A 26,309-nucleotide genomic window follows, 5' to 3' on the forward strand; every position below is an offset into this window, starting at 1 on the left:
GCCCGGCTCATGCTCGAACTCCGGCTCAGCGCCGGGCAGGCCAGAAGCCGAATCGCCGGTGAGACTCGGCTCATCACCCGGCCCGTAGTCGCCCGGCTCATGCTCGAACTCCGGCTCAGCGCCGGGCAGGCCAGAAGCCGAATCGCCGGTGAGACTCGGCTCATCACCCGGCCCGTAGTCGCCCGGTCGGTCCGCGAAACCCGGCTCGTCGACGTCCGGCGCGGACGGCATCTCGGCACGGGCAGACCTGGTTCTGCGGATCGAACCAGTAGCGCCGTGCGGCTTCGAGCCGTGGTGCCCGGCGGCGGCGGGACGGGCGCGCAAATTCGCCAGGGCAGCGCGGACCAGTGCCGCGCCTTGTTCGATGGGCTCGCGGCGGGCGCCGAGGGGGTCGCGCGGCCACTCGGCGGCCGCGGGGTTGTCGGTGAACGGGTTGACGGCGTCGGCGGCGGGCGGGTCGTCCCAGCGGTCGATCGCCAAGACGTCGCACGCCGGGCTGCCGGGGTCCTGGTGCGCGCGCTTCAACTCCAGCAGGAAATCCGAGGGGCCTTTCGGAGTGCTGCCGGTCTCCGCCCAGTAGTGGGCCGAAACCAGCAGCACCCGTCCGGTTCTGGTGAGCGCGACGTAGAACAGGCGCCGTTCCTCATCGATCCGGCGGCGCTCCAGCGCCTCCTTGTGCGCCTTGATCGCGCCGTCGAGGTCCGCGCGGTCGTACAAGTCGGTGAGCTCGAGCACCGGCACGCCCTCGGCCGCGTCGTCCTGCCTGCGGTCACCCCGCAGCGACGTGGGCAGCTCGGCGAGCGCGCCCAGCCATGTGCCGCTACCGACTTTGGACGGGAACACGCCCTCCACCACGTGCGGGACCGCGACGATCTCCCATTCCAGGCCTTTCGCCGCGTGCACGGTCAGCACCTGCACCCGGTCCTTGGCGACCTCGACCTCGCCCGGCTCCAGCCCGTTCTCGACCTCTTCCGCGGCGGCGAGGAACGCGAGCAGTCCGCCGAGCGAGGCGCCGGTGTCCGCGGCGTACCCGGCCACCACCTCGGCGAACGCGTCCAGATGCTCGCGTCCGGCCCCGGTGCCCGCCATGGCTCGCCGGGTCTGGGTCTCCACGCCGACGCCGATGGTGCGCTCGACATCGGCGACCAGTTCCGCCAACGGCTGACCGCTGCGTTCGCGCAACGCGGCCAGTTCCCGTCCCAGCGCCTCGATGCGGGCGAACCCGGCGGGTGAATACCGCTCGGGCGGACCGGGATCGGCGATCGCGTCGGCCAGCCCGGCCTGTTCGGCGGGTTCCGGCGCCACTTCGCGCAGCGCCTCGTCCAGCGCGGCGCCGTCGGCGATCTCGGTATGTCCCTCCGATCCGGGACGCCGGATGGACAGGTCCCTGGCGCGGCGGGCGAGCGCGGCGATGTCGGCGACCCCGACGCGCCAGCGCGCGCCGGTCAGCACACGCATGGCGGCGCTGCCCGCACCCGGTTCGGCGATCAGCCGCAGGGTGGCGACGACGTCGGCGACCTCCGGTGTGGCGAGCAAGCCGCCGAGTCCGACGATCTCCACGGGAAGACCTTGTGCGCGAAGCGCTTCCGCGAGCGGCGCGGCATCGGCATTGCGGCGCACCAGTACGGCGGACGTGGGCGGCTGCTGTTGGGCCGCGTGCCGGGCAGCCCACTCCGCGGCGATTCGCCCGGCCACCCACTCCCGTTCGTCGGCGACGGTGTCGGTCAGCGCCAGCGCCACCACACCCGGCCCGGCGTCGGGCTTGGCGCGCAAGGCATCGACCGTCACCCCGCCGCTCTCGGACGCCTTGCGCCGCAACGGTTCCGCGACCAGATTCGCCAGTGCCAGCGCTTCCGGCGGATTGCGCCAGCTGGTCAGCAAGGACAGCGTCGGGGCGGGCACGCCCGGCGCGCTGGGGAAGTCGGTGGCGAACCGGGGCAGGTTCGCCGCTGAAGCGCCACGCCAGCCGTAGATGGATTGCATCGGGTCGCCGACGGCGGTCACGGCTAGTCGCTGCGTTTCGTGCCGGCGCGAAGGTTGGTCCGCAAGCCTGGCCACGGCGCGCGGGTCGTGTGCGCCGGCGAACCGCGGTTGTCCTTCGACGTCGTTCGCGTCGACGCCCGGCGACCGCGTGCTCTGCGCGGGGTGAGCAGGAAGCGCGTCGGTGGTCGATGACGACCCGGACCCGGTTTCCGGCAGTGTGTCCGAACTTGCCACGACGCTCTCCCGCACACCGGGCAGCGCCGCCCTCTGCGCAACTGTGTGAACGCCCGCGGGTGACGAAGCATCGTCGCCGCGACGATCGCCCGGAGGAATGTCGGGCGGAGTCGCTGGCTGCGGTGTCCGCTCCTCCGGCGCGCCGCCGAACAAGGCGGCGAGCAGGACCCGCTGGGCGTGGCCGGTGTCCTGGTACTCGTCGAGCAGGACCAAGCGGAAACGGGCGCGTTCGGCGGCGGCGACCTCGGGGTGCTCGGCCGCCAACCGTGCGGCGAGGGACATCTGCGCGCCGAAGTCCAGTGCGCCCCGTCGGCGCAATGCCTCGGCGAGCTCGTGCACCAGCGGTAGCAGCGCTACCCGTTCCCGCTGCACTTGCACGATGTTCAGCAGGGTCTGGCTCGGGCCGCCCCGCTGCCGCGGGCCCGGGGGCAGCGTGTATACCAGCTTCGCCAGTTCGGTGTGCGCCTCGGCCAGTTCCTCCGGCTCGACCAGGTGCTCGGCCAGCTGCCCGGACAGCGCGAGCACCGCCTCGGTGACCGACACCGGGGTGCGATCGGTCTCCAGATCGCCGTCCCAGGTGTGCACCACCTGGTGGGCGAGCTGCCAGAGCTGGGTCGCGGTCAGCAGGGTCGCCGACGGTTCCACCGGCAGCAGCAGGCCGTGTTCGGTGAGCAACCTGCCCGCGTACGAGTGGTAGGTGCTGATCTCCGGTTCCGCGCCGGTCAGCTGGGCGCGCAGGCGGCCGCTCGGGTCCAGTTCGCGCAGCAGCGGCGCACCCGCGAGCCGGGCCAGCCTGGTCCGGATCCTGGCGGTCAGCTGTTGGGCGGCTTTGCGTGTGAAGGTCAGCCCGAGCACTTCGTCCGGCAGCACGAGCCCGTTGGCGACCATCCACACCACCCGGGCGGCCATCGTCTCGGTCTTGCCCGCGCCCGCGCCGGCGACCACGAGGGTGGGGCCCGGCGGCGCCGCGATCACGGCGGCCTGTTCGTCGGTCGGCGGCGGCAGGCCGAGCGCCTGCGCCAGCTGGTGCGGCGTCACCCCGCCCGTCACGGCGGCGCCCCGGCGACCGGCCGCGGCGGGACCGAGAGCGCGCTCACTCGTCGGTCACCTGCCTCCCGCTGTCCTGCACGGGGCAGCTGCCCGCGACCGCGCAATGGCGGCATCCGTCGTTGCGCATGGCGAGGTAGCTGGGGCCCTGAGTGGACGACGCGGCCTGGTGGATCGTGTCGCGCCAGTGCTCGAGCGCCTCGGCGTCCAGCGGAGGCTGCATGCGCTGAGTGGCGCCCTCCGCCTTGCTCGGCTTGGCGACGTACACCAATCGCGCCCCGCCGGGTTCGCCCGCCGAGCCGATCGCGGGTTCCGGCTCGGCCGAACCGGATACCTCCGGTGCGTCGAGAGCGCCTGCGGCGGCCGCTACCTGGTAAGTCGCCAGCTGCGCGTGATCGACGGCGGCCTGCTTGGTGACCGGCGACTTGCCGGTCTTCACGTCGACGATGACGAAACGGCCTTGCGCGTCTCGCTCCAGCCGGTCGACGCGGCCCCGGATCCGTACGGCGCGTTCGTCTTCCGTGCGCGCGGGCAGCACGCAGTCCACCGGCACCTCGACTCCGGCCTGGGTGAGTTCGCCGCGCGTGTTGCGCACCCAGGCCGAGAAGGTCTCCAGCATCGCCTCGGTGCGGCGCAATTCCTGCCGGGAATGCCAGCCGGTCCCCGGATCCACCGCCCGCCAGGCGCGATCCAACGCGGCGCGCACCTGTTCCTCTGGCACTTTGCCCGCCAGCGCCTGCACGAGCGTGTGCACCAGATTGCCCTTGACGGCGTGCGGGTTGTCGCCGTCGGTACCGCCGTTGCGTTCCAGCGCCCAGCGCAGCGGGCAGGTGCGCAGCAATTCGACGGTGGAGGGCGACAGCGCGACCGCGCCGTCGTCCTCGGTCCACAGCGGTCGCCGCGAGCTGAGTTCGGTGGTGCCGTACCAGTCGTCGGGGTCGGTACCCCGGACGCCCGCGTCGGCCAGCCGCGCGAGCTGGTGCGCGGCGCGGCGCCTGCGTTCCGGGTCGGCCTCCGGATCGCAGACCACGCCGCGCAATTCGGCGACCAGCGAGTGCATCACCAGGGCGCGGCCGGGGTCGGCCACCGGGAGCGCACCGGGCTCGCCGTCGTCGTCGTGTCCGAGCAGTTCGGCGAGAAAGCGCGACGGCACCAGATCGCGTTCGCCCGCGACCGATTCCACGGCGGTGACCAGCAGCGACCGCCGGGCCCGGCTGCACGCGACGAGCAGCAACCTGCGCTCCTCGGCGAGGATCGGCGCCGCACGGCTCACCCGCTCCCCGGCATCGGACACCCCGGCGGTGAGATCGACCAGATCTTCGGTGTGCAAGAGGGTGCCGCGGGTGCGCGGATCGGGCCAGATCCCTTCCTGGACGGCGGCGACGGCGACCACATCCCATTCCCGCCCCGCGGCGGCGTGCGCGCTCAGCAGCGCCACCGCTTCGCCCGGCAGTGTACGAGGCGCCGCGTCCTGCGGAATCTCCTGCTGCGTCAGGTATTCGACGAACCCTTCGATGCTCGCGCGCGGCAACCGGTCGACATAGGCGGCGGCCGCGTCGAACAACGCGACCGCGGCGTCCAGATCGCGATCGGCCTGCATGCCGACCGCGCCGCCGCGCTCGGACTGCGCCACCCAGCGCCGTTCCAGCCGAGAACCGGTCCACAGCGCCCACAGCACGTCCTCCAGGCCCGCGCCGCGCCCGCGCACCTTGCGCGCCCGGCGCAGCGCGTCCAGCACCCGGCGCAGCGGCGCGGCCTCGACCTCGGTGAGCCGGTCCATGATGGCCGGATCGCCGGTCCCGATCAGCAGATCGCGCAACATCAGTGCGGAGGGGCGGTCGATGTCCGAGTCGCGGTCGGGCGGCGAATCGTCGCCCGCGTCCGATGTTTTCGCCCCGGCGCGCACCGATTCCAGCACCGCGCGCCGGATGCCGCGGCGCAACCGGCGCAAAGCGATCTGGTCCGCGCCGCCCAGCGGCCCGGACAGCAGATCGAGGGCGTCCTCCGGCTCGAACGCCGGTTCCGCGCCCCGTTGCGCCTGCTCCCCCGCCAGGACCGCGCGCAGCGAGAGCAGCATCCAAGCCGCGCCGCGCCTGCGCGCCAGCGGCGTGTCCAGCGCGGGCTGCCGCACCGGCACGCCCGCGGCGAGGAGGGCGCGGCGCAGCGGCGCCAGCGACAGCGGTACCGAACGGACGATCACCGCCATCCGCGACCATGGCACCCCGCCGGTGAGATGCGCGCGGCGCAAGTGGTCGGCGATGAGCGCGGCCTCTTTCGCCGGCGTGGCCAGCACGCGCACGCGCACCTCGGTGCCGTCCTCCCGCGGGCCGGTGTCTTCCGGCACGGGGATGCGCTGCGGCGCACTACCCGGCAGGCGTGCCGCGATCCGGGCGACCGCCAGCTCCACCTGACCGCTGAACCGATGGTTGTCGCGCAACACGACTCGCCGCTCGGGTGGCACGTCGAGTTCCGCGACGAATCGCGCGTCGGCGCCGCGGAAGGCGAACACGGCTTGGTCGGGATCGCCCGCGACCACCGTGGTCCTGGCGCTGTGCCCGATCGCTCGCACCAGGATCGCCGCCTGCGGGTCCAGGTGCTGCGCGTCGTCGACCAGCAGGTATCGGATCCTGGCGCGTTCGGCGGCAAGCAGATTCGGGTCGGCGGCCAGGGCGTCCAGCGCCGCGCCGACGAGTTCGGCGGCGTCCAGCGCGGGCGCGGTCGCCTCCGGCGCATCGACACCCACCGACCAGCGCAGCAGCATCGTCTGCTCGTAGCGGAGGGCGAACCTGCCCGCCGCCACCCATTCGGGCTTGGCGTGCTCGCGGCCGAGGCGCACCAGGTCCTCCGGCCCGATGCCGCGTTCGGTGGCCCGGAGCATCAGATCGCGCAACTGTTCGGCGAACCCGCCGAGCGCGAGCGCGGGCCGCAGGCGCTCCGGCCACAATCCGTGCGCGCCCTCGGCCATGTCCGCCAGATCGCCGCGCAGCATCTCGCGCACCACGGCGTCCTGTTCGGCTCCGGTCAGCAGACGCGGCGGCGGGTTGCCGTGCGCCATCGCGTGCCTGCGCAGCACGGAGAAGGCGTACGAGTGCAGGGTGCGCACCAAGGGTTCTCGTGTGGCGCCGGGCACACCGCCCTCCGCGCCGGGGCCCGGGCCGCTCAGCCGCGTGGTGATGGCGTCTCGTACAGCGCCCGCGGCCTGTTTCGAATGGGTCAGTACCAGCACCGATTCCGGGTCGGCTCCGGCCGCGATGCGCCCGGCGGCGATGTCGACCAGCAGGGCGGTCTTACCCGTGCCCGGGCCGCCGAGCACCTGCCAGGGCCGCCATCCCGGGCGCGCGGGACCGGCCTCGGCCGCGGCGTCCAGCAGCGCGCGGACGTCGGCGCCCCAGTCTCGCGGCCGGGGCGCCACCACGTTCCGGCGAACCAGTCGCACCGCGCCATCCGATCGCACCACGCGGGCTATTGCAACAGACACGACCGACACGCCGGTACACGCCTCCGCCCGACCGGCGCTGCGGCCGATCACGACGCAGGTCAGAATGGACCGGTGTCTGTTCTGAATGTCCACCGGTTCGGTCCGACGACGGGACCGGTGGTGCTCGCCCTGCACGGTGTGACCGGTCACGGCAAACGCTGGGAAGACCTGGCGACCCGGCATCTGCCCGACGTACGGGTGCTCGCACCGGATCTGCGCGGGCACGGCCGCTCGACCTCGCTGCCGCCGTGGAACTTCGAGACCATCGTCGAGGACCTGGTCGAATTGGTCACCGCCGAGGCGGACGGCCCGGTGGTGGTTGTCGCGCACTCCTTCGGCGGCGCGTGCGCGCTGCACCTGGCCCATCGGCATCCCGAACTGGTGCGCAAACTGGTGCTGCTCGATCCGGCGATCGCGCTGGAGCCGGAATGGCTCAACGAGATCGCGCTGTCCACCCTGGTCTCGGCCGACTACGACAGCGTCGACCACGCGCGCCAGGACAAACTCGACACCGGCTGGGGCGATGTGGAGCCGCGATTGCTGGAAGCCGAACTCGACGAACACCTGATGCCCACCGCCGACGGGCGCTTCGGCTGGCGGATGAGCCTGCCAGCGATCAACTCCTACTGGGGCCAGCTGGCCCGCCACTGGGTGCTTCCGCCCGCCGACCTGCCGACCGTGCTGGTGCAGGCGATGAAGGTGCACCCGCCGTTCGTCACGCCGGAATTCCGCGCGGCGCTCACCGAGCACATGGGCGCGGGCCTGACCGTGCTCGAATGGAACTGCGATCACATGGTCGCCCAGGCGTATCCGGCCCAGACCGGCGAACTCGTGCGCTCGGTGCTCTGAGCCGATGCCGACCACCGACGCCCAGATCGAGCAGGTGCGCGCGCTGGTGGCGGCGGTTCCGCCCGGCCGGGTGGTCACCTACGGCGACATCGCGGCGGCCGCCGGTTTGTCCACGCCGCGCACGGTGGGCTGGATCATGCGCACCGACTCGGCCGATCTGCCCTGGCATCGGGTGCTCGGCGCGAGCGGCCGTCCCGCCGCCCACCTGGCTCATCGCCAGCTGCGCCTGCTGGCCGAAGAGGGCGTGCCGATCCGGGACGGACGCGTCGACCTGCGCGCCGCACGCTTCCCGCTGCCCGATCTCCCCGGCGACTGAGCGCCGCTTTCCGAAATTCCTCCGTGCCGGAATGGCGGCCAGTACCGTTGATCCATGCCCACCCGCCTGGCATGTGTCGTGTTCGACGCCGACCGGCCCCGCTCGGTCGCGGATTTCTGGGCCGAACTGCTGGGCTGGAGTGTCACCCTCGACCGCCGCGACGAGGTGAACGTGGCGGCTCCCGACGCCGACGGCGGCGACTTGGCGCTCACCTTCCTGCCCGCGATGCGGGCCAAGGTCGGCAAGAATCGCCTGCACCTCGATCTGGCCACCCGCTCGCTGGACCACCAGCGCACCCAGGTGGACCGGGCGCTGGCCTTGGGTGCGCGCTCGATCAACATCGGGCAGGGCGCGGTGCCGTGGGCGGTGCTCGCCGATCCGGAGGGCAACGAGTTCTGCGTGCTCGAACCGAGGGAGGAGTACGTGGACACCGGAGCCGTCGCGGCGGTCGTGGTCGACACGCGCGATCCGCAGCGCTTGGCCGAATTCTGGTCGACCGCCACCGGCTGGCCGTCCATGCGGCGCGGCGAGCGGCTGGCCGGATTGCGCGCACCGACCGGACTGGGCTCCTGGCTGGAGTTCGTGCGCACGCCCGACGCGGGGTCGGGCCGGACCAGACTGCGCCTGGATCTCACCTCGTTCCCGGCCGACGACCGGGCCGCCGAGGTGGCCCGGCTGCACGCGGCGGGCGCCACCTCCATCGACCGCGGCGCCCCGGCTCCCGACCGCGATACCGACCTCGTGCTCGCCGACCCGGAGCTCAACGAGTTCCGGCTGCTGCCACCGGCCCGCTTCTGGTCGAACGCCTGATCGACGCCGTCCGCTCCCCGGCTTCCCCGCGCTGACGAATTAGCATGGCGGCCATGGTGTACCTGAGTCCGGGTCGTGGCGTGTGACGGCCGTCGACGCGATCGTGCTCGCGGGCGGCCGGGCCAGCCGGATGGGCGGCGTGGACAAACCGGCCATCGTCATCGGCGGCCGTTCCATGCTCGAAGTGGCGCTCGCCGCCGTCGCCTCGTGCGCGCGGACGGTGGTGGTCGGACCGCACCGCCCCGAGTTGGCGCCGGAGATCACGCAGGTTCGCGAGGTGCCGCCCGGATCGGGTCCGGTGGCGGCGATCGACACGGGGCTGCGGGCCCTCGGCTCCGCCGCCCCGCTGGTCGTGGTGCTTGCCGCCGACCTTCCGTTCCTGTCGCCGTCGGCGATCGCCGAACTCATCCGGCACGCCACCGAATCGGGAGCGGACGCGGTGTTCGCGGCCGACGAGTCGGGTCGGCCGCAATACCTGATCGGGGTGTGGCGGCGTTCCGCGCTGGCGGCCGCACTGGACGAGCTCGACGCGCTGATCAATCAGCCGATGAAGGCGCTGGTGCCCGCAGCCGCCGGGATCATCCCGCTCTCCGGCGTCGGCGACTGCGACACCGAAGAGGAGGTGCGACAGGCCAGAGCGGCGGTGGACGCGCCACGACAGCAACCGCCGCTCGAGCTCGGCGACGCGCGAAACCTGCTGCGCACCAGACTTTCCCGGCTTACCGCGTACGAAGCCGACCTGTGTTCGGTGATCGGGGCCGCGCTCGCGGGCCCGCTGACGGCCGCCGGGCCGCTGCCTCGCTTCGACGTCTCGGCGATGGACGGTTACGCGGTGGCGGGCGACGGGCCGTGGCGCCTGCGCCGCGACGTCGGCTTCGCGGGCGGACGGCGTCCGGTGGGGCTGCTGCCGGGCGAGGCGGTGCGCATCGCCACGGGCGCGCACGTCCCCGATGGCACCACGGGCGTGCTGCGCGACGAGTTCGCGCACGTCGCCGACGAAACGCTGTACCGCCTGCCGGACACCCCGCCGCGCGACGACATCCGCCGCCGCGGCGAGGACCGGGCGGCCGGTGATCCGGTCGCGCCGGAGGGGGCGCCGGTCACCGCGGCGCTGGTCTCCGCGGCCGCGAGCGTCGAGGTCACCGCCGCGCCGGTGCGCGGCCCGGTCCGCGCGCACGTCGTCATGACCGGTGACGAGATCCGCAGCGAAGGTCCGCTACAGGCGGGGCAGACGCGCGATTCGATCGGCCCGATCCTGCCGGAACTGCTGGCCAGGTACGGCATTCGCACCACCGATCGGGTGCACCTGCGCGACACTCCGCACGGATTCGACGAGGTCCTGACCGTCGCGCCGGATTGCGACCTGCTGGTGATCGTCGGCGCGACCGGCGGCGGGGCGGCCGACCAGCTCCGTGCCGCCCTGACCCGCGCCGGAGCCGAGATCGTGGTGCCGCGGCTGCGGCTGCGGCCGGGCGGTTCCACCGTCGTCGCCCGGCTCACCTCCGGCACCACGGTGCTCGGCCTGCCGGGCAACCCGTTCGCCGCCGTCGCGACGCTCATGGCGCTGGCACCCGCGATCGTCGAGGGCCGCACCGGCGCGCTCCCCGCCCGCCCGCTGCGCGGGCCGCTGCACAACGCCGCCGAGATCGCCGGACAGGTGACGCGCATCGTTCCGGCTCGCGCCGCCGAGGAAGGCGGATGGATCGGCGACCCGGTCGTCCGGACGGCACATCTGGGCGGCCTGATCGACCGCGACGGCCTGGTGGTCGTCCCGTCCGATGCCGAGGACGGCGCGATCGTCGAATTCCTGCCGCTGCGCTGAACCCTTCGGCCCGCGGGGCGCGTCGTGGACCGAACGAAATCGGTTGCGGGCCTTGGCCTCAGCGAGATCGAGTGAGCGCGGAATACGACGGTGCGCCAATGCTCGGCCGACGTCGATCCGAAGTCTCTGCGGTGCAGCGGGTTTCGTTGCCACGGGAACGTGCACGCACACTCCTTTGCGGCAGCGGAGTCGAATGCGATATACGTCGGCAGAGCGATCCACGAGGAAAATAAAACGAATGCCTGACCGCCGTTTTCATACGGCCCACCTCGCCTCGACCCGGCCGGAAGAAAAAGTCGAACTGAACTGGATTCATTACTGAATACAGAGATCAATAGCGCTCCTACCAGCGGAAACACAACAACCGAGCCGCTCGGAGCCATATTTTTCATTTCCTCTTCCACAGGCCATTCCCGCTCGCTATCGTGTGTTCGTTAGGCGAATATCAATCCCCCGGAAAGGACCGAGTGGAGATGGCTGAAAAGTCGAAGAAAACGCCTAAGAAAATGCCGAAGCAGATGCCGAGGCAGCAGCAGCAACAGCGCCAAGAGCAGGACATCCGTGAAGGCGCTGACATGGAAGGCCGTCGGGGCAACCGTTCCGAGATGCCCGACCGGCGCGGCGAGCAGGAGCGCCGCCGCTAGCTGATCTGCGCCCCCCGCGCCGCCGGCCCCACCTCCTCCCGGGACCGGCGGCTGCGGTCGGTTTCAGGCCCTGTGCTTACCCCGGAGGTAATTGCCACCCCGCACGAGGCGGACCTACCGTCGGTTCGACGCCATCTCCGGCGTCGTCGAACGAAGGAACCACACGCCATGTCCGCCTATGGCTTCGCCCATCTCCGCAGTCGCAGGCCGCATCCCGACATCCTCGAATACCTGGAGCGCATCCAGGCCACCTTGGACCCGTTCGGCGGCCGCTTCGTCATCCACGGCTCCCCTGCCGAGGTCGTGGAAGGCGACTGGCCCGGCAGCATGGTGCTGATCGAGTTCCCCGGGATGACCGAGGCGCGGGAGTGGTATCACTCGCCCGCTTATCAGGAGATCCTGCCGCTGCGCGCCGATCACATCGACGGCGACCTGCTGCTCATCGAGGGCGTCGGCCCCGACTACGACCCGCGCGAACGCGCCGCCGAACTGCGCGCCGGGGCGGCCTGACGCGATTTCGGCTCGCCGTCCGGCGTCCGATACCGTTGACCAGGCACGACCCGGTTCGACGCGAAGGATGCGCCTGATGGACGACAGCTCACTGGTCTGGGACGACGGCACGCTCGTCACCATCGACCAGCGCGGACTGCCGCATGAGGTGCGTGAGCTGCGGCTGAGCACCGTCGACCAGGTCATCGACGCGATCGAGACGCTGGCCGTTCGCGGCGCGCCCGCCATCGGCATCGCGGGCGCGTTCGGCGTCGTCATCGCCACCGCCGCGCACACCGTAGGCGGCGTGGTGGACGAGACCGCGGCGCAGGCCGAAGCGGACCGGATCGCGGCGGCCCGGCCGACGGCGGTCAATCTGGCCTGGGCGGTGCGGCGGGTCCGGGCGAAGGTGGGCCGGGGCGCCGATGCGGTCCTCGCCGAGACCCTCGACATGCTGGCCGAAGACGGCCGGGTCAACCGGGCCGCCGCCACCAACGCCGCCGACCTGGTGCAGCGCCTGTGTCCGGACCGGCCGCTGCGCGTGCTCACCCATTGCAACACCGGACGGCTCGCGACCAGCGCGTTCGGCACCGCCATCGGCACGCTGCGGGTGTTGTCCGAGCGCGGCGCCATCGAGCAGGTGCTGGTGGACGAGACCCGCCCGCTGCTGCAAGGCGCCCGCCTGACCACGTGGGAACTGGCCGAGGCGGGCATCCCGCACCGGCTGACCATCGATTCCGCCGCCGCCTGGGCGATGGCGACCGGACAGGTCGACTGCGTGCTGGTCGGCGCCGACCGGGTCACCGCCAACGGCGACGTCGCCAACAAGATCGGCACCTACGGTCTCGCGCTCGCCGCCCGCCACCACGGCATCCCGTTCGTCGTGGTGGCCCCGGAGTCGACCCGCGACCTCTCGATGGCCACCGGCCGGGAGATCGTCGTGGAGGAACGCGCGGCGGCCGAGGTGACCGGATTCGGCGGTGTGGCAACGGCTCCCGCGCACACCGAGGTCTTCAACCCGGCCTTCGACGTCACGCCCGCCGATTTGGTGACCGCGGTGGTCACCGAAGAGGGTGTGGTGCACCGGTCCGATCGGTCGCCCGGCGCGGAAATCGCGGACCTCGCCCGCGAGCTGTACCGGCGCGGCTGGATGCCGGGTACGGCGGGCAATATCTCCGTGCGCACCGGCGCGACCGCCGTGGTCACCGGGAGCGGGCTGTCCAAAGGGGAACTCACCGAGCGCGACATGGTCACCGTGCGCGTCGCGGACTCCGCGCCCGTGTCCGATCAGGGGCGCAAACCCTCCGCGGAGACGACGATCCACACCGCCGTCTACCGGGCCCGTCCGGCGCAAGCGGTCGTGCACATCCATCCGCCGTTCGCCACGGCACTGGCCACCCGCTCGGCGACGCCGGGAACGCTCGGCACGCTGCGGATCACCGACTACGAGTTGATCAAGGGACTCGGTGGCGGCGATCCGGCCGTCGCGGACATCCCGGTCTTCCCGAACTGGCCCGAGGTGCCGCGCATCGGGGCCGACATCGAGCGCTATCTCCTCGACCACCCCGACGCGCTTCCGGTCCTGATCATCGCCGGGCACGGGATCACCGCGTGGGGCGATGATCTCGCCCAGGCGCGCGATCGCGCCGAATGCCTGGAAGCATTGTGTGAGCTGGTGACCCGCACCGGTAGTCCGGCGGCGTTCGGCCCGCGCGACGATTTTCTCGAGATTGGACTGACATGACCCTGCTGCAGGTGATGGCCGCCGACAACGCGGCCGACGTGCGCGTACGCACCAGCGACGACGAGACGATCGGCACCGAGCTGGCGAAGCACGGCATCACGTTCGGCCGCTGGCCGGTGGTGGAGAACGCCGCGTCGGTGCCGTCGGAGGAGTTGCTCGCGCACTACGAGACGAACGTCGCCGAACTGAACGAGACCGGGCGCTACAAGCACATCGACATCGCCCGCATCCACCCCGACGACGCCGACCCGCAGTGGCCGGAGATCGCCAAGGGCGCCCGAGGGAAGTTCCTCGACGAGCACCGCCACGCCGAAGACGAGGTGCGCTTCTTCGCCGCCGGGCGCGGTTGCTTCTACCTGCACCTGGGCGAGGAAGTTCTCGCGGTGGTCTGCGAGGGCGGCGATCTGCTCTCGGTTCCGGCGGGCACGCTGCACTGGTTCGACATGGGCGAACGCCCCGACTTCATCGCCATCCGCTTCTTCGAGGAGGAGGACGGCTGGGTCGGCGACTTCACCGGCGACAAGATCAGCGCGGGCTTCCCCAGCCTCGACGAGCTGCTCACCGCGCCGTGATCGACGCCGTCGTCGTCGACATCGAGGGCACCACCAGCCCCACCGCCGCGGTTCGCGAAGACCTGTACGGCTACACCCGCGAACGGCTTCCGGAGTGGCTGGCCGAGAACAGCTCCGCGGCCGCGGCGCCCGTGCTGGCCGCGACCAGGCAGCTGGCCGGGCGGCCGGACGCGGATCCGGCCGAAGTCGCCGCGATCCTGCGCGGGTGGCTCGACACCGACGTCAAGGCCGAGCCTTTGAAGACCGCGCAGGGTGTGATCTGCGCGGAGGGTTTCCGCAGCGGCGCACTGCACGGCGAATTCTTCCCCGACGTGCCACCGGCCCTGGCCGCGTGGCACGCCGCGGGTCTCGCGCTGTACGTCTACTCCTCGGGATCGATTCGCAATCAGCAGGATTGGTTCGCCTTCGCGCGCGGAGGCAGCCTGTCCGGCCTGATCAGCGGGTACTTCGATCTGTCGACGGCGGGCGGAAAACGCGAGGCGTCCTCCTACGACAAGATCGCGGGCGCCATCGGCGCCCCTGCCGAACGCATCTTGTTCCTGTCCGACCACCCGGACGAACTCGACGCCGCCGTCGCCGCTGGGTGGCGAGTGGTCGGGCTGGCCCGACCCGGCGAACCCAATCCACCTCGGCCGCCACACCACTGGGTCGACACGTTCGCCGACATCAACCCCGCCGACCAGGTCTGATCGCGCAGATAACCTCCTCGGAACCGCGATCACTTTCGGCCGGATCGACCGAGCCGCGCGTCGGTCCGTATGCCGATGTCGTTTCCGTCCACCGTGGGGCCGTGTTGCGCGAGGACGGCGTACCGCGAGTCGGCAGCCGTTCCACCACCGCACGGCCCCTCCGTCGTCCACCGCCGGTTGAGCGACAGTGTCATCCGGCGGGTGGTAGCCAGACTGGCGACGCCACCCGGACCCGATCGAAGCGACGGCGGATCGGGCGGAGCCTGGAGCACAGTGCAATTGATCGACGTCGGGCGAATGCACAGCGAATTGTGATTACGCTTACAATACGTTGCCACCGAGCCGCGAGCGAAACTCGCCGGGACACTGGAAAAATGCCCCACTGAAGATCGATCCAATGTGTTAACAAATGTAAAGCACTGGAGAACCCGCCGTTTCCAAAGCATCACCGACATGCGTGCGGACGGCCTCCTCGGATCCGATTTTGTCCAGTTCAGAGCCGTTTGCCCCTGGTCGGGCCACCGGATGCCGCCCGATAGCACGGCGCTACCGTGACCGTGACGTTGCGCCGATCTCACAACTCACCACGCTTCCGAATGGGCTGTGAGAAAGGCGTTTGGTCAGCCGTGCGCGCCTCTTTACAGTCGGAACATCAACCCGATCGCACAGCTCGAAGGGGACGTCGTGGTTAATTCGCGTACCCAGGGTCATACACCCTCCGCCCCGGCCACCGACGCCGGGGACGCGCTCCTGCGGCTGGGGAAATATTTCCACCGGGGCGAGATATCGTCCGATCAGCGGACGCTGCACAAGGTCGGCGGTCGCAGCGCCGACGAGTTCTACCGGGATCGCTGGTCGCACGACAAGGTGGTGCGCTCCACGCACGGCGTGAACTGCACCGGGTCCTGTTCGTGGAAGATCTACGTCAAAGACGGTGTGATCACCTGGGAGTCACAGCAGACCGACTACCCCTCCGTGGGCTCGGACAAGCCGGAGTACGAGCCGCGCGGCTGCCCGCGCGGCGCGTCGTTCTCCTGGTACACCTATTCGCCCGCCCGGGTGCGCTACCCGTACGTGCGCGGCACGTTGCTGGAGCTGTACCGGGAAGCCAAGTCCCGGCTCAAGGATCCGGTGCTGGCCTGGGGCGAGATCGTCGAAGACCCCGAGAAGGCGCGCAGCTACAAGGCCGCGAGGGGCAAGGGCGGATTCGTCCGCGCCGAGTGGTGGGAGGCGGCCGAGATCGCCGCTGCCGCACACGTTTACACGATCAAGCAGTACGGCCCGGACCGGGTGGCCGGGTTCTCGCCGATCCCCGCCATGTCGATGGTCAGCCACGCCGTCGGCGCCCGCTTCATCTCGCTGCTCGGCGGCTCCATGCTGTCGTTCTACGACTGGTACGCCGACTTGCCGGTGGCATCGCCGCAGGTGTTCGGCGACCAGACCGACGTGCCGGAGTCCGCGGACTGGTTCGACGCGGGCTATCTCATCATGTGGGGCTCGAACGTGCCGGTCACCCGGACGCCGGACGCGCACTACATGACCGAGGCCCGCTACCGGGGCCAGAAGGTGGTCGTGGTCTCCCCCGACTACGCCGACAACACCAAGTTCGCCGACGAGTGGGTGCCCGCGCGTCCCGGCACCGACGCCGCGCTGGCCATGGCGATGGGCCACGTGGTGCTGAAGGAGTTCTTCGTCGAGAAGTCGACGCCGCGATTCCTCGACTACATCAAGCGCTACACCGATCTGCCGTACCTGATCACGCTGGACGAGCGCGACGGGGCCTACCTGCCCGGCAAGTTCCTCACCGCGGCCGATCTGGGCCGCACCGGCGAGGGCGTCGAGTTCCAGACGGTGCTGCTGGACGCGCAGGCGCAGCCGGTGGTGCCGAACGGGTCGCTCGGTCATCGGTTCGGCGAAGCGGGAACCGGCCGCTGGAACCTCGATCTCGGGGACGTCGATCCCCTTCTGAGTCTGTACGGCCGCACCGACGATGCTGCGGCTGTACAGATTCCCCGCTTCGACAGCGACGTTCCCGGCGTGCTCGTGCGCGGCGTGCCGACCACGACCGTCGCGGGCAAACGTGTCACCACGGTCTTCGATCTGCTGCTCGCCCAGTACGGCGTCGGCCGCGACGGACTGCCCGGCACGTGGCCGAGCGGCTACGACGACGCGACCGAGCCCTACACCCCGGCCTGGCAGGAAGCCATCACCGGCGTGCCCGCCGTGCAGGCCCAGCGCATCGCGCGGGAGTTCGCCGACAACGCCGACCGGTCCGGCGGCCGCTCGATGATCCTGATGGGCGCGGGCACCAACCATTGGTTCCACTCCGATCAGATCTACCGCGCGTTCTTCACCCTTACCCTGCTGACCGGCTGCCAGGGCGTGAACGGCGGCGGCTGGGCGCATTACGTCGGGCAGGAGAAGTGCCGCCCGGTCACCGGCTGGTCCACCCTGGCCTTCGGCCTGGACTGGCAGCGCCCGCCGCGGCAGATGCAGGGCACCGTGTTCTGGTACCTGACCAACGACCAGTGGCGCTACGACCCGTTCACCGCCGAGTCGTTCGCCTCGCCGCTCGGCACGGGCAAGTTCGCCGGGCGCACGGCCGCCGACAACATCGCGCTGGCCAGCCGGCTGGGCTGGATGCCGAGCTACCCCACCTTCGACCGCAACCCGCTCGACCTGGTCGACGAGGCCGAGGCCGCGGGCAAGACCGCGCCGGAGCACGTGGTGGACGGGTTGAAGTCCGGCGATCTGAAATTCGCCTGCGAGGACCCGGACGCGCCGGAGAACTTCCCACGCTGCCTGACCGTGTGGCGGGCGAACCTGCTCGGTTCCTCCGGCAAGGGCAACGAGTACTTCCAGCGCCACCTGCTCGGCGCCGACTCCAACCTGCAGGGCGCCGAAGCCACCGGCGTGCGGCCGCAGGAGCTGAACTGGCGGGAGACCGCCGCCACCGGCAAGCTGGACCTGCTGCTGTCGCTGGACTTCCGGATGACCAGCACCACGCTGTTCTCCGACATCGTGCTGCCCGCCGCCACCTGGTACGAGAAGCACGACCTGTCCTCCACCGACATGCACCCGTTCGTGCACGCGTTCTCCCCGGCCATCTCGCCGCCCTGGGAGGCCAAGACCGACTTCGACGCCTTCCACCGGATCGCGCGCGGCTTCTCCTGGATGGCCGAGAAGCACTTGGGCAAGCGCAAGGACATCGTCGCCGTTCCGTTGCAGCACGACTCGCCGGACGCGACGGCGCAGGCGGGCGGCCGCGTGCTGGACTGGAAAGCCGGTGAGTGCGAGCCGATTCCGGGCAAGACCATGCCGAAGCTGGTCGTGGTCGAACGCGATTACCCGAAGATCGCGGAGAAGATGGCCGCGCTCGGGCCGCTGGTCGACACGCTCGGCGTCACCACCAAGGGCGTCACCACCTATCCCGACCAGGAGGTGGAGTACCTGGCCGGGGTGAACGGCACGGTCGTGTCCGGTGTCGCGCAGGGCCGCCCGTCGCTGGCCAAGGACACGCACGCGGCCGAGGCGATCCTCGCGCTGTCGGGCACCACCAACGGCAGGCTCGCGGTGGAGGGTTTCCACGCGCTGGAACGCCGCACCGGAACGAAACTGGCCGACCTGGCCGCCGAGCACGAGGGCAAGCGGATCACCTTCGCCGACACCCAGGCGCGCCCGGTGCCGGTGATCACCTCGCCGGAGTGGTCGGGCAGCGAGACCGGCGGACGCCGGTACTCGCCGTTCACCATCAACACCGAGCGGCTCAAGCCCTGGCACACGCTCACCGGGCGGCAGCACTTCTACCTCGACCACGACTGGATGATCGAGCTCGGCGAGCAGCTGCCGATCTTCCGTCCGCCGCTGGACATGACCGCGCTGTTCCGCGAGCCCTCGATCGGCGAGGTCGGCGAGCGGGGCGTCACGGTGCGTTACCTGACGCCGCACTCGAAATGGTCGATCCACTCCGCCTACCAGGACAACCTGCACATGCTCACGCTCTCGCGCGGCGGTCAGACGATCTGGATGTCCGATCGCGACGCGGCGAAGATCGGCGTGGCCGACAACGACTGGATCGAGGCGATCAACCGCAACGGCATCGTGGTGGCTCGCGCCATCGTCAGCCACCGGATGCCGGAGGGCACGGTGTTCATGTACCACGCCCAGGATCGCGCGGTGGACGTGCCGCGTATCGAGGGCATCGGCGAGGACACCAAGGGCCGGGGCAAGCGCGGCGGCATCCACAACGCGCTCACCCGCATCATGATCAAGCCCTCGCATCTCATCGGCGGCTACGCGCAGCAGTCCTTCGCGCTGAACTACCACGGCCCCACCGGAAATCAACGCGACGAGGTGACCACGATTCGCAGGCGCTCGCAGGAAGTGGAGTACTGACATGGGCGATCGCGGCACGCGGGCACCATCCACCGACGCGAGAAAGCGGTACTGACATGCGCGTCATGGCACAGCTGGCCATGGTGATGAACCTGGACAAATGCATCGGCTGCCACACCTGCTCGGTCACCTGCAAGCAGGCGTGGACCAACCGCGGCGGCACCGAGTACGTCTGGTTCAACAACGTGGAAACCCGCCCCGGACAGGGTTATCCGAGGCAGTACCAGGATCAGGAGAAGTGGAAGGGCGGCTGGACGCTGAACAAGCGCGGCAAGCTCACCCTGAAGTCCGGCTCCCGGCTGAAGCGGCTGCTGAACATCTTCGCCAACCCGGATCTGCCCACGGTCGAGGACTACTACGAGCCGTGGAGCTACGACTACGACAATCTGCTGTCCTCCCCGCCGGTCGACACGACGCCGGTCGCGCGGCCCAAATCGCTGATCACCGGCCAGGACACGCAGGTCACCTGGGGCGCCAACTGGGACGACGACCTCGGCTCCGGCCCCGAGCAGGTCGGCAAGGACCCGCTGCTGGCGAAGCTGTCGGAGCAGGTGAAACTGGAGTTCGAAGAGACCTTCATGTTCTACCTGCCGCGCATCTGCGAGCACTGCCTGAACCCCTCCTGCGCGGCGTCCTGCCCCTCCGGCGCGATCTACAAGCGCGCGGAGGACGGCATCGTGCTGGTGGATCAGGACAAGTGCCGCGGCTGGCGGCAGTGCGTGTCGGGCTGCCCGTACAAGAAGATCTACTTCAACCACAAGACGGGCAAGGCGGAGAAGTGCACCTTCTGCTACCCGCGCGTGGAGGTCGGTATTCCGACGGTGTGCTCGGAGACCTGCGTCGGGCGGCTGCGCTACATCGGCGTCATGCTCTACGACGCAGACGCGGTGCTCGAGGCCGCGTCGGTAACCGACGACAAGGATCTCTACCCGTCGCAGCTCGGGGTGTTCCTCAATCCCCATGACCCGCGGGTGATCGCGGAGGCGGAGCGGGCCGGGATCTCGCCGGAATGGATTCAGGCCGCCCAGGATTCGCCGGTCTACAAGCTGATCGTGGACTATCAGATCGCGCTGCCGCTGCATCCGGAGTACCGCACCATGCCGATGGTCTGGTACGTGCCGCCGCTGTCGCCCGTGGTCGACGTGCTCAGCGAGACCGGCCACGACGGCGAGAACGTGTCCAACCTGTTCGGCGCGATCGATGCGCTGCGCATTCCGGTGGAGTACCTGGCCGAGCTGTTCACCGCGGGCGAGGTCGGGCCGGTGCGCGCTTCGTTGCAGCGCCTCGCGGCGATGCGCTCGTTCATGCGGTCGGTGAACCTCGGTGAGGAGCCCGATCCCTCGATCGCGCCGTCGGTGCGGCTGGAGCCCGAGGAGATCGAGGCGATGTACCGGCTGCTGGCCATCGCCAAGTACGAGCACCGCTATGTCATCCCGAGCGGCGCGGGAGCCCGTGCGCACGAACTGGATTCGCTCGCCACCGGGTGCAGCCTGGACACCGACGGCGGTCCGGGCATGACGGCGTTCGATCAGATGGTGGAGAAGTTCCATCTCACCGACGCCAACGACGCCGCGCCGGAGCAGAAGTCGTCCCGGATCAACCTGCTGAACTGGGATGGCAAGAGCACCGAGGGCCTGGTACCGAGCGATGGCGCCGCGAACGGCAACGGGCACGCCGACGGCACGAGCAACGGGCACTCGGGTAACGGCCACGCGAACGGCGCAGGCGACGGGCTCGCAGGCAACGGGCACGGCGCGGGCAACGGCGACGGCTCGGGCAGCGTCGCGGGTGATCCGGCCTCCGCGCCGAGCGGAGCGGGGCGATGAGCCTGCTGAAGTTGCGCCGCCGCCCGGAAGCGGTGGTCGAACTCGCCCAGCGCGACCGCCAGCTGGTGTGGCGAATCGCCGCATTGCTGCTGGACTACCCCACCGAGCAGACACTGGCCATGATCGACCAATTGACCAGCGCCGCAGCCGATCTACCCGACGAGGTGCGCACACACCTGAGCGGATGCCTCGACTACCTGCGGACCACCCCGCCGCTGGAACTCGCGGCCGCCTACGTCGCGACCTTCGACATGCGCCGCCGCGCCAGCCTGCACCTGACCTTCTACGCCTACGGCGACACGCGCAAGCGCGGAATGGCGTTGCTGCGTTTCAAGCACGCCTACCGGCACGCGGGTGTCGAACTCGGGGACGAGGAACTGCCCGACCATCTGCCGGTGCTGCTGGAGTTCGCCGCCACCGTCGACCCGATCGGCGGCGAACGGCTGCTCGGCGAGCACGTTCCGGTGCTGGAGCTGCTGCGACTTTCGCTGTCGGACAACAACTCCCCCTACGCGGGAGTGCTCGCGGCGATCGGGGCGACGCTGCCGCCGCCCACCACCGCCGACCGCAGGCGCATCGCCGAACTCGCCGCCCAGGGCCCGCCCGAGGAGGAAGTCGGGCTGGAGCCCTTCGCGATGGACCCCTCCCTGTTCGACGGATCGGAAGGCCGACGATGAACGCATCCCCGCATCTGCCGGTCGCGCTGTGGTTGATCCTGCCGTACGTCGCGTTCACCTCCTTCGTGCTCGGGCACCTGTGGCGCTACCGCAACGACCAGTTCGGCTGGACCACCCGTTCCTCGCAGATCTACGAGAGCCGCCTGCTGCGGCTGGGCAGTCCGCTGTTCCACTTCGGCATGCTCGGGGTGTTCGGCGGGCACGTGCTCGGCGTGCTCATCCCGGAATCGTGGACCTCGGCGGTCGGGATCTCCGAGCACGTCTATCACGTGGTCGCCGTCGCGGCGGGGTCGCTGGCCGGGCTGGCCGTGCTGGCCGGTGTCGGCATCCTGCTCTACCGGCGATTCACCGTTCCCGCCGTCCGCAAGGCGACCACGGGCAACGACAAGCTGATGTACGGGCTGCTGACCGCCGCACTGGTCACCGGCCTGCTCAACACCTGGGGCAGCAACCTGCTGTGGGGCACCTACAACTATCGCGAGACTGTCTCGCCCTGGTTCCGCAGCCTGTTCACGCTCACCCCGCAACCCGAGCTCATGGTGGACACCCCGTGGACCTTCCAATTGCACGGGCTGGTCGTGCTCGCCCTGATCGGGCTGTGGCCCTACACCCGGCTCGTGCACATGTTCAGTGCGCCGGTCGGCTACCTGGTGCGGCCGTACGTGGTCTACCGCAGCAAGGAATACGACGCCCCCGACAAGCGCCGCTACGCCCGCGCGTGGGACGCGCCCGTGACCCCCGAACGCTGGCGCTGACGACGCCGTCGCGCGAGACCCCGCCCGGACAACGGCGTCCCGGCGGGGTCTTCGGCGTTCGCGGCGCCTGATCAGGCGTTGTCGTAGGCGTTCTGGAGAGCCTCGACATCGAGCTTGGACATCGACCGCAAGGCGGTGCCGACGGCGATGGTCTTCGCGGGATCGTCACCGCTCATCAATTTCGGCAGCGCCGAGGGCACCACCTGCCAGGACAGGCCGTAGCGGTCCTTCAGCCAGCCGCACGGGCCGGGCTCGCCGCCGTCCGCGGTGAGCGCGTCCCACAGACGGTCGACCTCGTCCTGGGTGTCCACGACCACTTGCAGCGATGCGGCATCGGTGTGCGGGTGGTCCGGTCCGCCGTTCATCAGCGTGACCGCCTGACCGTCCAGGTCCAGCGAGACGATGAACGCCGAGCCGTCGGAGTTGCGGGAGACCTCGACCACGCGCGAGTTCGGGATCACCGCGGCGTACAGGGCGGCGGCTTCCTCGGCGGCGTTGTCGAACCAGAGGAACGTGTTGACGGACATGATGTGCTCCTGTGTTGTGGCGTGACTTGCTGTCACCCACTGGTCGGAGCCGCTCGCTCGCCTTCGACACAGTTCGCGAAGTTTCTCGAAATTTTTTTTTCGACCTCTACCGCCGAGTGATCGCTGAAACAGGTTCGCCAGCCTGCGAGTTCCCGGCTTTCCGCAGGCAGAACCCATCGACCCATCGGGTAACCAGGCATACGCTGAAGTTTGGCCGCTGCCATGTGGTCTATCCCACTTCTGGGGACGTCAAAGTCTCGCCGCCCGGCTCAGCAAAGCCGTGGCGGCGGAGACGAGCAAGGAGTGAGCAATGAAAGGTGGAGCAAGAATCGCGTTAGGGGTGGGCCTCGGGTACCTGCTCGGCCGCACGAAGAAAATGCGCTTCGCGATGACGCTGGCGGGAGCCGCGATGGCGAGACGATCCGCGGGAACACCCGCCGAACTGCTCGAGCGCGGCACGGAGCTGCTCAAATCGACGCCGGAGCTGACCAAGATCACCGACACCGTGCGCGACGAGTTGCTCGGCGCGGTGCGTTCGGCCGCGGTCACCGCGGCGAGCAACCGCATGGACGCGCTCAGCAACCGGTTACAGCAGGGGACAACGCTCCTGGCGGGCGAAGAACAACGCGGCTCACAGGCGGCGGATGAGGAGGACGAAGAGCAAGAGCAACAGCCTGAGGACGAGTACGAGGACGAAGAGCAAGAGGGCGAGTACGAGGACCAGGAGCAAGAGCCCGAGGACGAGGACCAAGAGCAAGAGCCCGAGGACGAGTACGAGGACCAGGACGAGGACGAGGACGAGGACGAAGATCGAACGCCCGAGGACGAGCACGAAGAGGAAGAACAAGAGCCCGAGGACGAGGACGATTCCGAGCGGGGCGAGGAAGAGGACGACACCGAGCGGCCTGCCGCGCGGACGCGCACTCGCCGGTCGAGCACCACCGCCAAGCGCGGAGCGAGTTCGCGGACCGCCGACCGTTCGTCCGACTCCGCGGATCGTAAGCCGTCCGGGACTTCCGGCCGCCGCCGTACTCGCGCCGAGGCCGGCCAGGCCCCCGTGCGCCGCACGAGGAGGTGACCGGCGATGGCGAAGATTTTGCGTGACGCGACGGAAGGAGTCGGCAAGGTAGCCGCCGATACGGCGGGCCGGGCTGCCAAAGCCGCGACCGGGGCGGGATCATCCGCGAAGAAGGCGGGAGCCTCCGCCAAGAAGGCCGGATCTTCCGCCAAGAAGAACGCGCCGCCGCCCACGCCGACCGGCATTTTGCAGCAGTCGTTGCAGAACCTCACCGGAGCGCTGACCGAACGCGCGGTGACCGGGCTCACGAACCAGGTGTCGAAGACCGCGGGCCGATTGAACGAGTACGCCGAGGGCGGCGGCGGGGGGAACCTGCTGGCGGCGCTGACCGGCGTGCAGAAGCTCGCCGGTGGCTCTTCGCCGTTGAGCACGGCCATGAGCATGGGCAAAACCAAGCTCGGTCACTCACTGCGCGAGCAGTTCGAGAACGTGAAGGAATCGCTCACCGGCGGCAAGGGCAAGGGCGGCAGCAAGAAGATCAAGCTGACGAACATCGTCGAGCACATCGACGTCGGCGTCCCGATCCACCTGGCCTACGACCAGTGGACCCAGTTCGCGGATTTCCCGAAGTACACCAAGAAGCTCGAGCAAGTGGAACAGGTCTCCGACGAGAAGCTCAGCTGGACCGGCAAAGTGTTCTGGTCGCGGCGTACCTGGGAATCCACGATTCTCGAGCAGGTGCCGTTCGAGCGGATCGTCTGGCGTTCCAAGGGGCACAAGGGCTACATCGACGGCGCGGTCACCTTCCACGAGATAACGCCGCAGTACACCCGCATCCTCGTGGTGCTGGAGTACCACCCCAAGGGAGTCTTCGAGAAGACCGCCAACATCTGGCGCGCGGCCGGCCGCCGCTGCCGCCTGGAACTGAAGCACTTCGAGCGGCACGTGATGACCGAGTCCGTACTGCATCCCGACGACATCGTCGGCTGGCACGGCGAAATCCACGACAGCAAGGTCGTCAAGGACGACGAGACCGCGCGCCGCGAGGAAGAGGAGAAGTCCGAAGAAGATCAGGGAGAAGAGGAAACGGAACGAGAGCCGGACGAGCAGGAGCCGGACGAGGAAGAACAAGAGACCGACGAACAAGAGACGGACGAGCGAGACGAGGACGAGCAAGACGAAGATCGGCGTCCTCGCCGTCGACCCGCCGCCCGCCGCCGCAGCGCGGCGCCTCGCCGGTCGCGTGAGAAGCGAGGAGCAAACGCATGACCATCGAACCCGCAGGCGGCGGCGGGGGTGGCGGAGCGGGCACGATGGCGCGCCCGAACTCCTCCAGCCTGGCCGACGTGATCGATACGATTTTGGACAAAGGCCTGGTCATCGACGCGTTCGCGCGCGTGTCGCTGGTCGGCATCGAGCTGGTGACCATCGACGCCCGCGTCGTGGTGGCCAGTGTGGACACCTATCTGCGTTTCGCCGAGGCCGTCAACCGGCTGGAGATCTCCACCCAGCCGAAGGGACTGACCGACCTCGTCGGCGAGGGCACCCAGGGCCTGGCGAAGCACAAGACGCAGGGCGCTCTCGAGGCGGCGGGCGAGAAGGTCATGGACTTCATCGGCGACGTGCAGGACAAGCGCCAGACGGCGAACAGGCCCAAACGTAAGGAGGGCTGATGACTACCGCTGCGACATCTGTCTACGTCTACGGCATCGTGCCCGCCGACGTGGAGCCCGAGCCGCACGCCAGCGGCGTCGGCGACCCACCGGGTGAGGTGTCGGTGATACGGCACGGCGAGATCGCCGCGCTGGTCAGCATGCTCGAGTCGGATCGGCCGCTGGGCACGCCCGACGACCTCACCGCGCACGCCGAACTGCTGGACGGATCGGCCGCCGTCGCTCCGGTGCTGCCGCTGCGCTTCGGCGCGGTCATGACCGACACCGAGGCGGTGGAGAACGAACTACTCGGAGCGAACGAGGACGAATTCCGCTCCGCGCTGGAGCAACTCGAGGGCCGTGCGCAGTTCGTGATCCGCGGCCGTTACGTCGAGAACACCATCCTCCGGGAGCTGCTCGACGAGAACGCCGAGGCCGCCCGGCTGGCCGGGGAGATCCGCGACAAACCGGAGGACGCCACCCGTAACGAGCGAATCGCGCTCGGCGAGATGATCAATCAGGCCATCGAGTCCAAGCGGGCCGAGGACACTCGCAAGGTGGTCGCCGAGCTCGAGGAGTTCGAACCGCTCGTCAACCAGCGCGAGCCCACGCATGAGGAGGAGGCCGTCCACATCGCGGTGCTGGTCGAACTGGACCGGCAGAAAGACCTGGAGGACACGCTGCGCAGGCTCGGTGAGGACTGGGACGGCCGCGTGGAGTTGAACCTGCTCGGACCGATGGCGGCCTACGACTTCGTCATGAAGCGCGCACCGGAGGGGTAA

20 protein-coding genes are annotated in these 26,309 nt (G+C 70.0%); 17 read left to right on the forward strand and 3 right to left on the reverse strand.

Annotated elements, in window-relative coordinates; all coding sequences use genetic code 11:
• On the reverse strand, nt 1-3,267 hold a 3,267-nt coding region (locus ABZW96_RS31730; RefSeq protein WP_355079714.1), incomplete at its 3' end, for a UvrD-helicase domain-containing protein.
• 43 nt (nt 3,268-3,310) lie between these two features.
• Entirely contained in the window at nt 3,311-6,925 is a 3,615-nt protein-coding gene (locus tag ABZW96_RS31735; RefSeq protein WP_355079716.1) for an ATP-dependent DNA helicase, read from the reverse strand.
• Here ABZW96_RS31735 and ABZW96_RS31740 point away from each other — a divergent pair.
• The 13 genes from ABZW96_RS31740 to narI all read left to right on the forward strand — a co-directional run bounded on the left by ABZW96_RS31740 (nt 6,815) and on the right by narI (nt 22,330).
• The gene (locus ABZW96_RS31740; protein WP_355079718.1) at nt 6,815-7,591 is read left to right on the forward strand and encodes an alpha/beta fold hydrolase; all 777 of its coding nucleotides are present in this window, start codon (nt 6,815-6,817) and stop codon (nt 7,589-7,591) included. The two genes, ABZW96_RS31735 and ABZW96_RS31740, sit on opposite strands and share 111 nt — an antisense overlap.
• Before the next feature lie 4 nt (nt 7,592-7,595).
• A complete protein-coding gene (locus tag ABZW96_RS31745; RefSeq protein ID WP_355079720.1) occupies nt 7,596-7,907 on the forward strand; it encodes an MGMT family protein in 312 nt (103 codons plus the stop codon).
• A gap of 54 nt (nt 7,908-7,961) precedes the next feature.
• On the forward strand, nt 7,962-8,717 hold the full coding sequence (locus ABZW96_RS31750) for a VOC family protein (RefSeq protein ID WP_355079722.1): 756 nt from the start codon (nt 7,962-7,964) through the stop codon (nt 8,715-8,717).
• 82 nt (nt 8,718-8,799) lie between these two features.
• Complete coding sequence (locus tag ABZW96_RS31755) at nt 8,800-10,539, forward strand: NTP transferase domain-containing protein (protein ID WP_355079724.1); 1,740 nt, start codon at nt 8,800-8,802, stop codon at nt 10,537-10,539.
• Nucleotides 10,540-11,012: 473 nt separating this feature from the next.
• Entirely contained in the window at nt 11,013-11,183 is a 171-nt protein-coding gene (locus ABZW96_RS31760; RefSeq protein WP_355079726.1) for a hypothetical protein, read from the forward strand.
• Nucleotides 11,184-11,351: 168 nt separating this feature from the next.
• Nucleotides 11,352-11,693, forward strand: coding sequence for a DUF1330 domain-containing protein (locus tag ABZW96_RS31765; protein ID WP_355079728.1), 342 nt, complete (start codon nt 11,352-11,354; stop codon nt 11,691-11,693).
• A 76-nt stretch (nt 11,694-11,769) separates the two neighbouring features.
• Nucleotides 11,770-13,416 carry an S-methyl-5-thioribose-1-phosphate isomerase gene (gene mtnA, locus ABZW96_RS31770; RefSeq protein WP_355079730.1) on the forward strand — a complete coding sequence of 549 codons (1,647 nt, stop codon included), beginning with the start codon at nt 11,770-11,772 and terminating at the stop codon, nt 13,414-13,416.
• Nucleotides 13,413-13,988: a cupin gene (locus ABZW96_RS31775; RefSeq protein WP_355079732.1), complete on the forward strand. Its 576-nt coding sequence runs from the start codon at nt 13,413-13,415 to the stop codon at nt 13,986-13,988. Before mtnA ends, ABZW96_RS31775 begins: the two co-directional genes overlap by 4 nt.
• Nucleotides 13,985-14,677, forward strand: a complete 693-nt coding sequence (gene mtnC, locus ABZW96_RS31780) for an acireductone synthase (RefSeq protein WP_355079734.1) — start codon at nt 13,985-13,987, stop codon at nt 14,675-14,677. The genes ABZW96_RS31775 and mtnC overlap by 4 nt, the downstream gene beginning before the upstream one ends.
• Before the next feature lie 684 nt (nt 14,678-15,361).
• Complete coding sequence (locus tag ABZW96_RS31785; RefSeq protein WP_355079736.1) at nt 15,362-19,072, forward strand: nitrate reductase subunit alpha; 3,711 nt, start codon at nt 15,362-15,364, stop codon at nt 19,070-19,072.
• Nucleotides 19,073-19,137: 65 nt separating this feature from the next.
• Entirely contained in the window at nt 19,138-20,898 is a 1,761-nt protein-coding gene (narH, locus tag ABZW96_RS31790; protein ID WP_355079845.1) for a nitrate reductase subunit beta, read from the forward strand.
• The gene (gene narJ / locus ABZW96_RS31795; protein WP_355079738.1) at nt 20,895-21,575 is read left to right on the forward strand and encodes a nitrate reductase molybdenum cofactor assembly chaperone; all 681 of its coding nucleotides are present in this window, start codon (nt 20,895-20,897) and stop codon (nt 21,573-21,575) included. The genes narH and narJ overlap by 4 nt, the downstream gene beginning before the upstream one ends.
• Nucleotides 21,572-22,330: a respiratory nitrate reductase subunit gamma gene (narI, locus tag ABZW96_RS31800; RefSeq protein ID WP_355079740.1), complete on the forward strand. Its 759-nt coding sequence runs from the start codon at nt 21,572-21,574 to the stop codon at nt 22,328-22,330. The genes narJ and narI overlap by 4 nt, the downstream gene beginning before the upstream one ends.
• Nucleotides 22,331-22,401: 71 nt before the next feature.
• Here narI and ABZW96_RS31805 read toward each other — a convergent pair whose 3' ends face one another.
• Nucleotides 22,402-22,857, reverse strand: a complete 456-nt coding sequence (locus ABZW96_RS31805) for a VOC family protein (protein ID WP_355079742.1) — start codon at nt 22,855-22,857, stop codon at nt 22,402-22,404.
• A 310-nt stretch (nt 22,858-23,167) separates the two neighbouring features.
• Here ABZW96_RS31805 and ABZW96_RS31810 point away from each other — a divergent pair, with 310 nt between their 5' ends.
• The 4 genes from ABZW96_RS31810 to ABZW96_RS31825 are packed head-to-tail and all read left to right on the forward strand — an operon-like array spanning nt 23,168 to nt 26,309.
• Nucleotides 23,168-23,935, forward strand: a complete 768-nt coding sequence (locus ABZW96_RS31810) for a hypothetical protein (protein WP_355079743.1) — start codon at nt 23,168-23,170, stop codon at nt 23,933-23,935.
• A gap of 6 nt (nt 23,936-23,941) precedes the next feature.
• Nucleotides 23,942-25,144: an SRPBCC family protein gene (locus ABZW96_RS31815; RefSeq protein ID WP_355079744.1), complete on the forward strand. Its 1,203-nt coding sequence runs from the start codon at nt 23,942-23,944 to the stop codon at nt 25,142-25,144.
• Nucleotides 25,141-25,548 (forward strand): gas vesicle protein GvpJ, encoded by a 408-nt coding sequence (gvpJ, locus tag ABZW96_RS31820; RefSeq protein ID WP_355079748.1) that lies wholly within the window; start codon nt 25,141-25,143, stop codon nt 25,546-25,548. The genes ABZW96_RS31815 and gvpJ overlap by 4 nt, the downstream gene beginning before the upstream one ends.
• A complete protein-coding gene (locus ABZW96_RS31825; protein WP_355079750.1) occupies nt 25,548-26,309 on the forward strand; it encodes a GvpL/GvpF family gas vesicle protein in 762 nt (253 codons plus the stop codon). The genes gvpJ and ABZW96_RS31825 overlap by 1 nt, the downstream gene beginning before the upstream one ends.

Source organism: Nocardia sp. NPDC004168, from assembly GCF_040610355.1.
GTDB lineage: Bacteria > Actinomycetota > Actinomycetes > Mycobacteriales > Mycobacteriaceae > Nocardia > Nocardia sichangensis.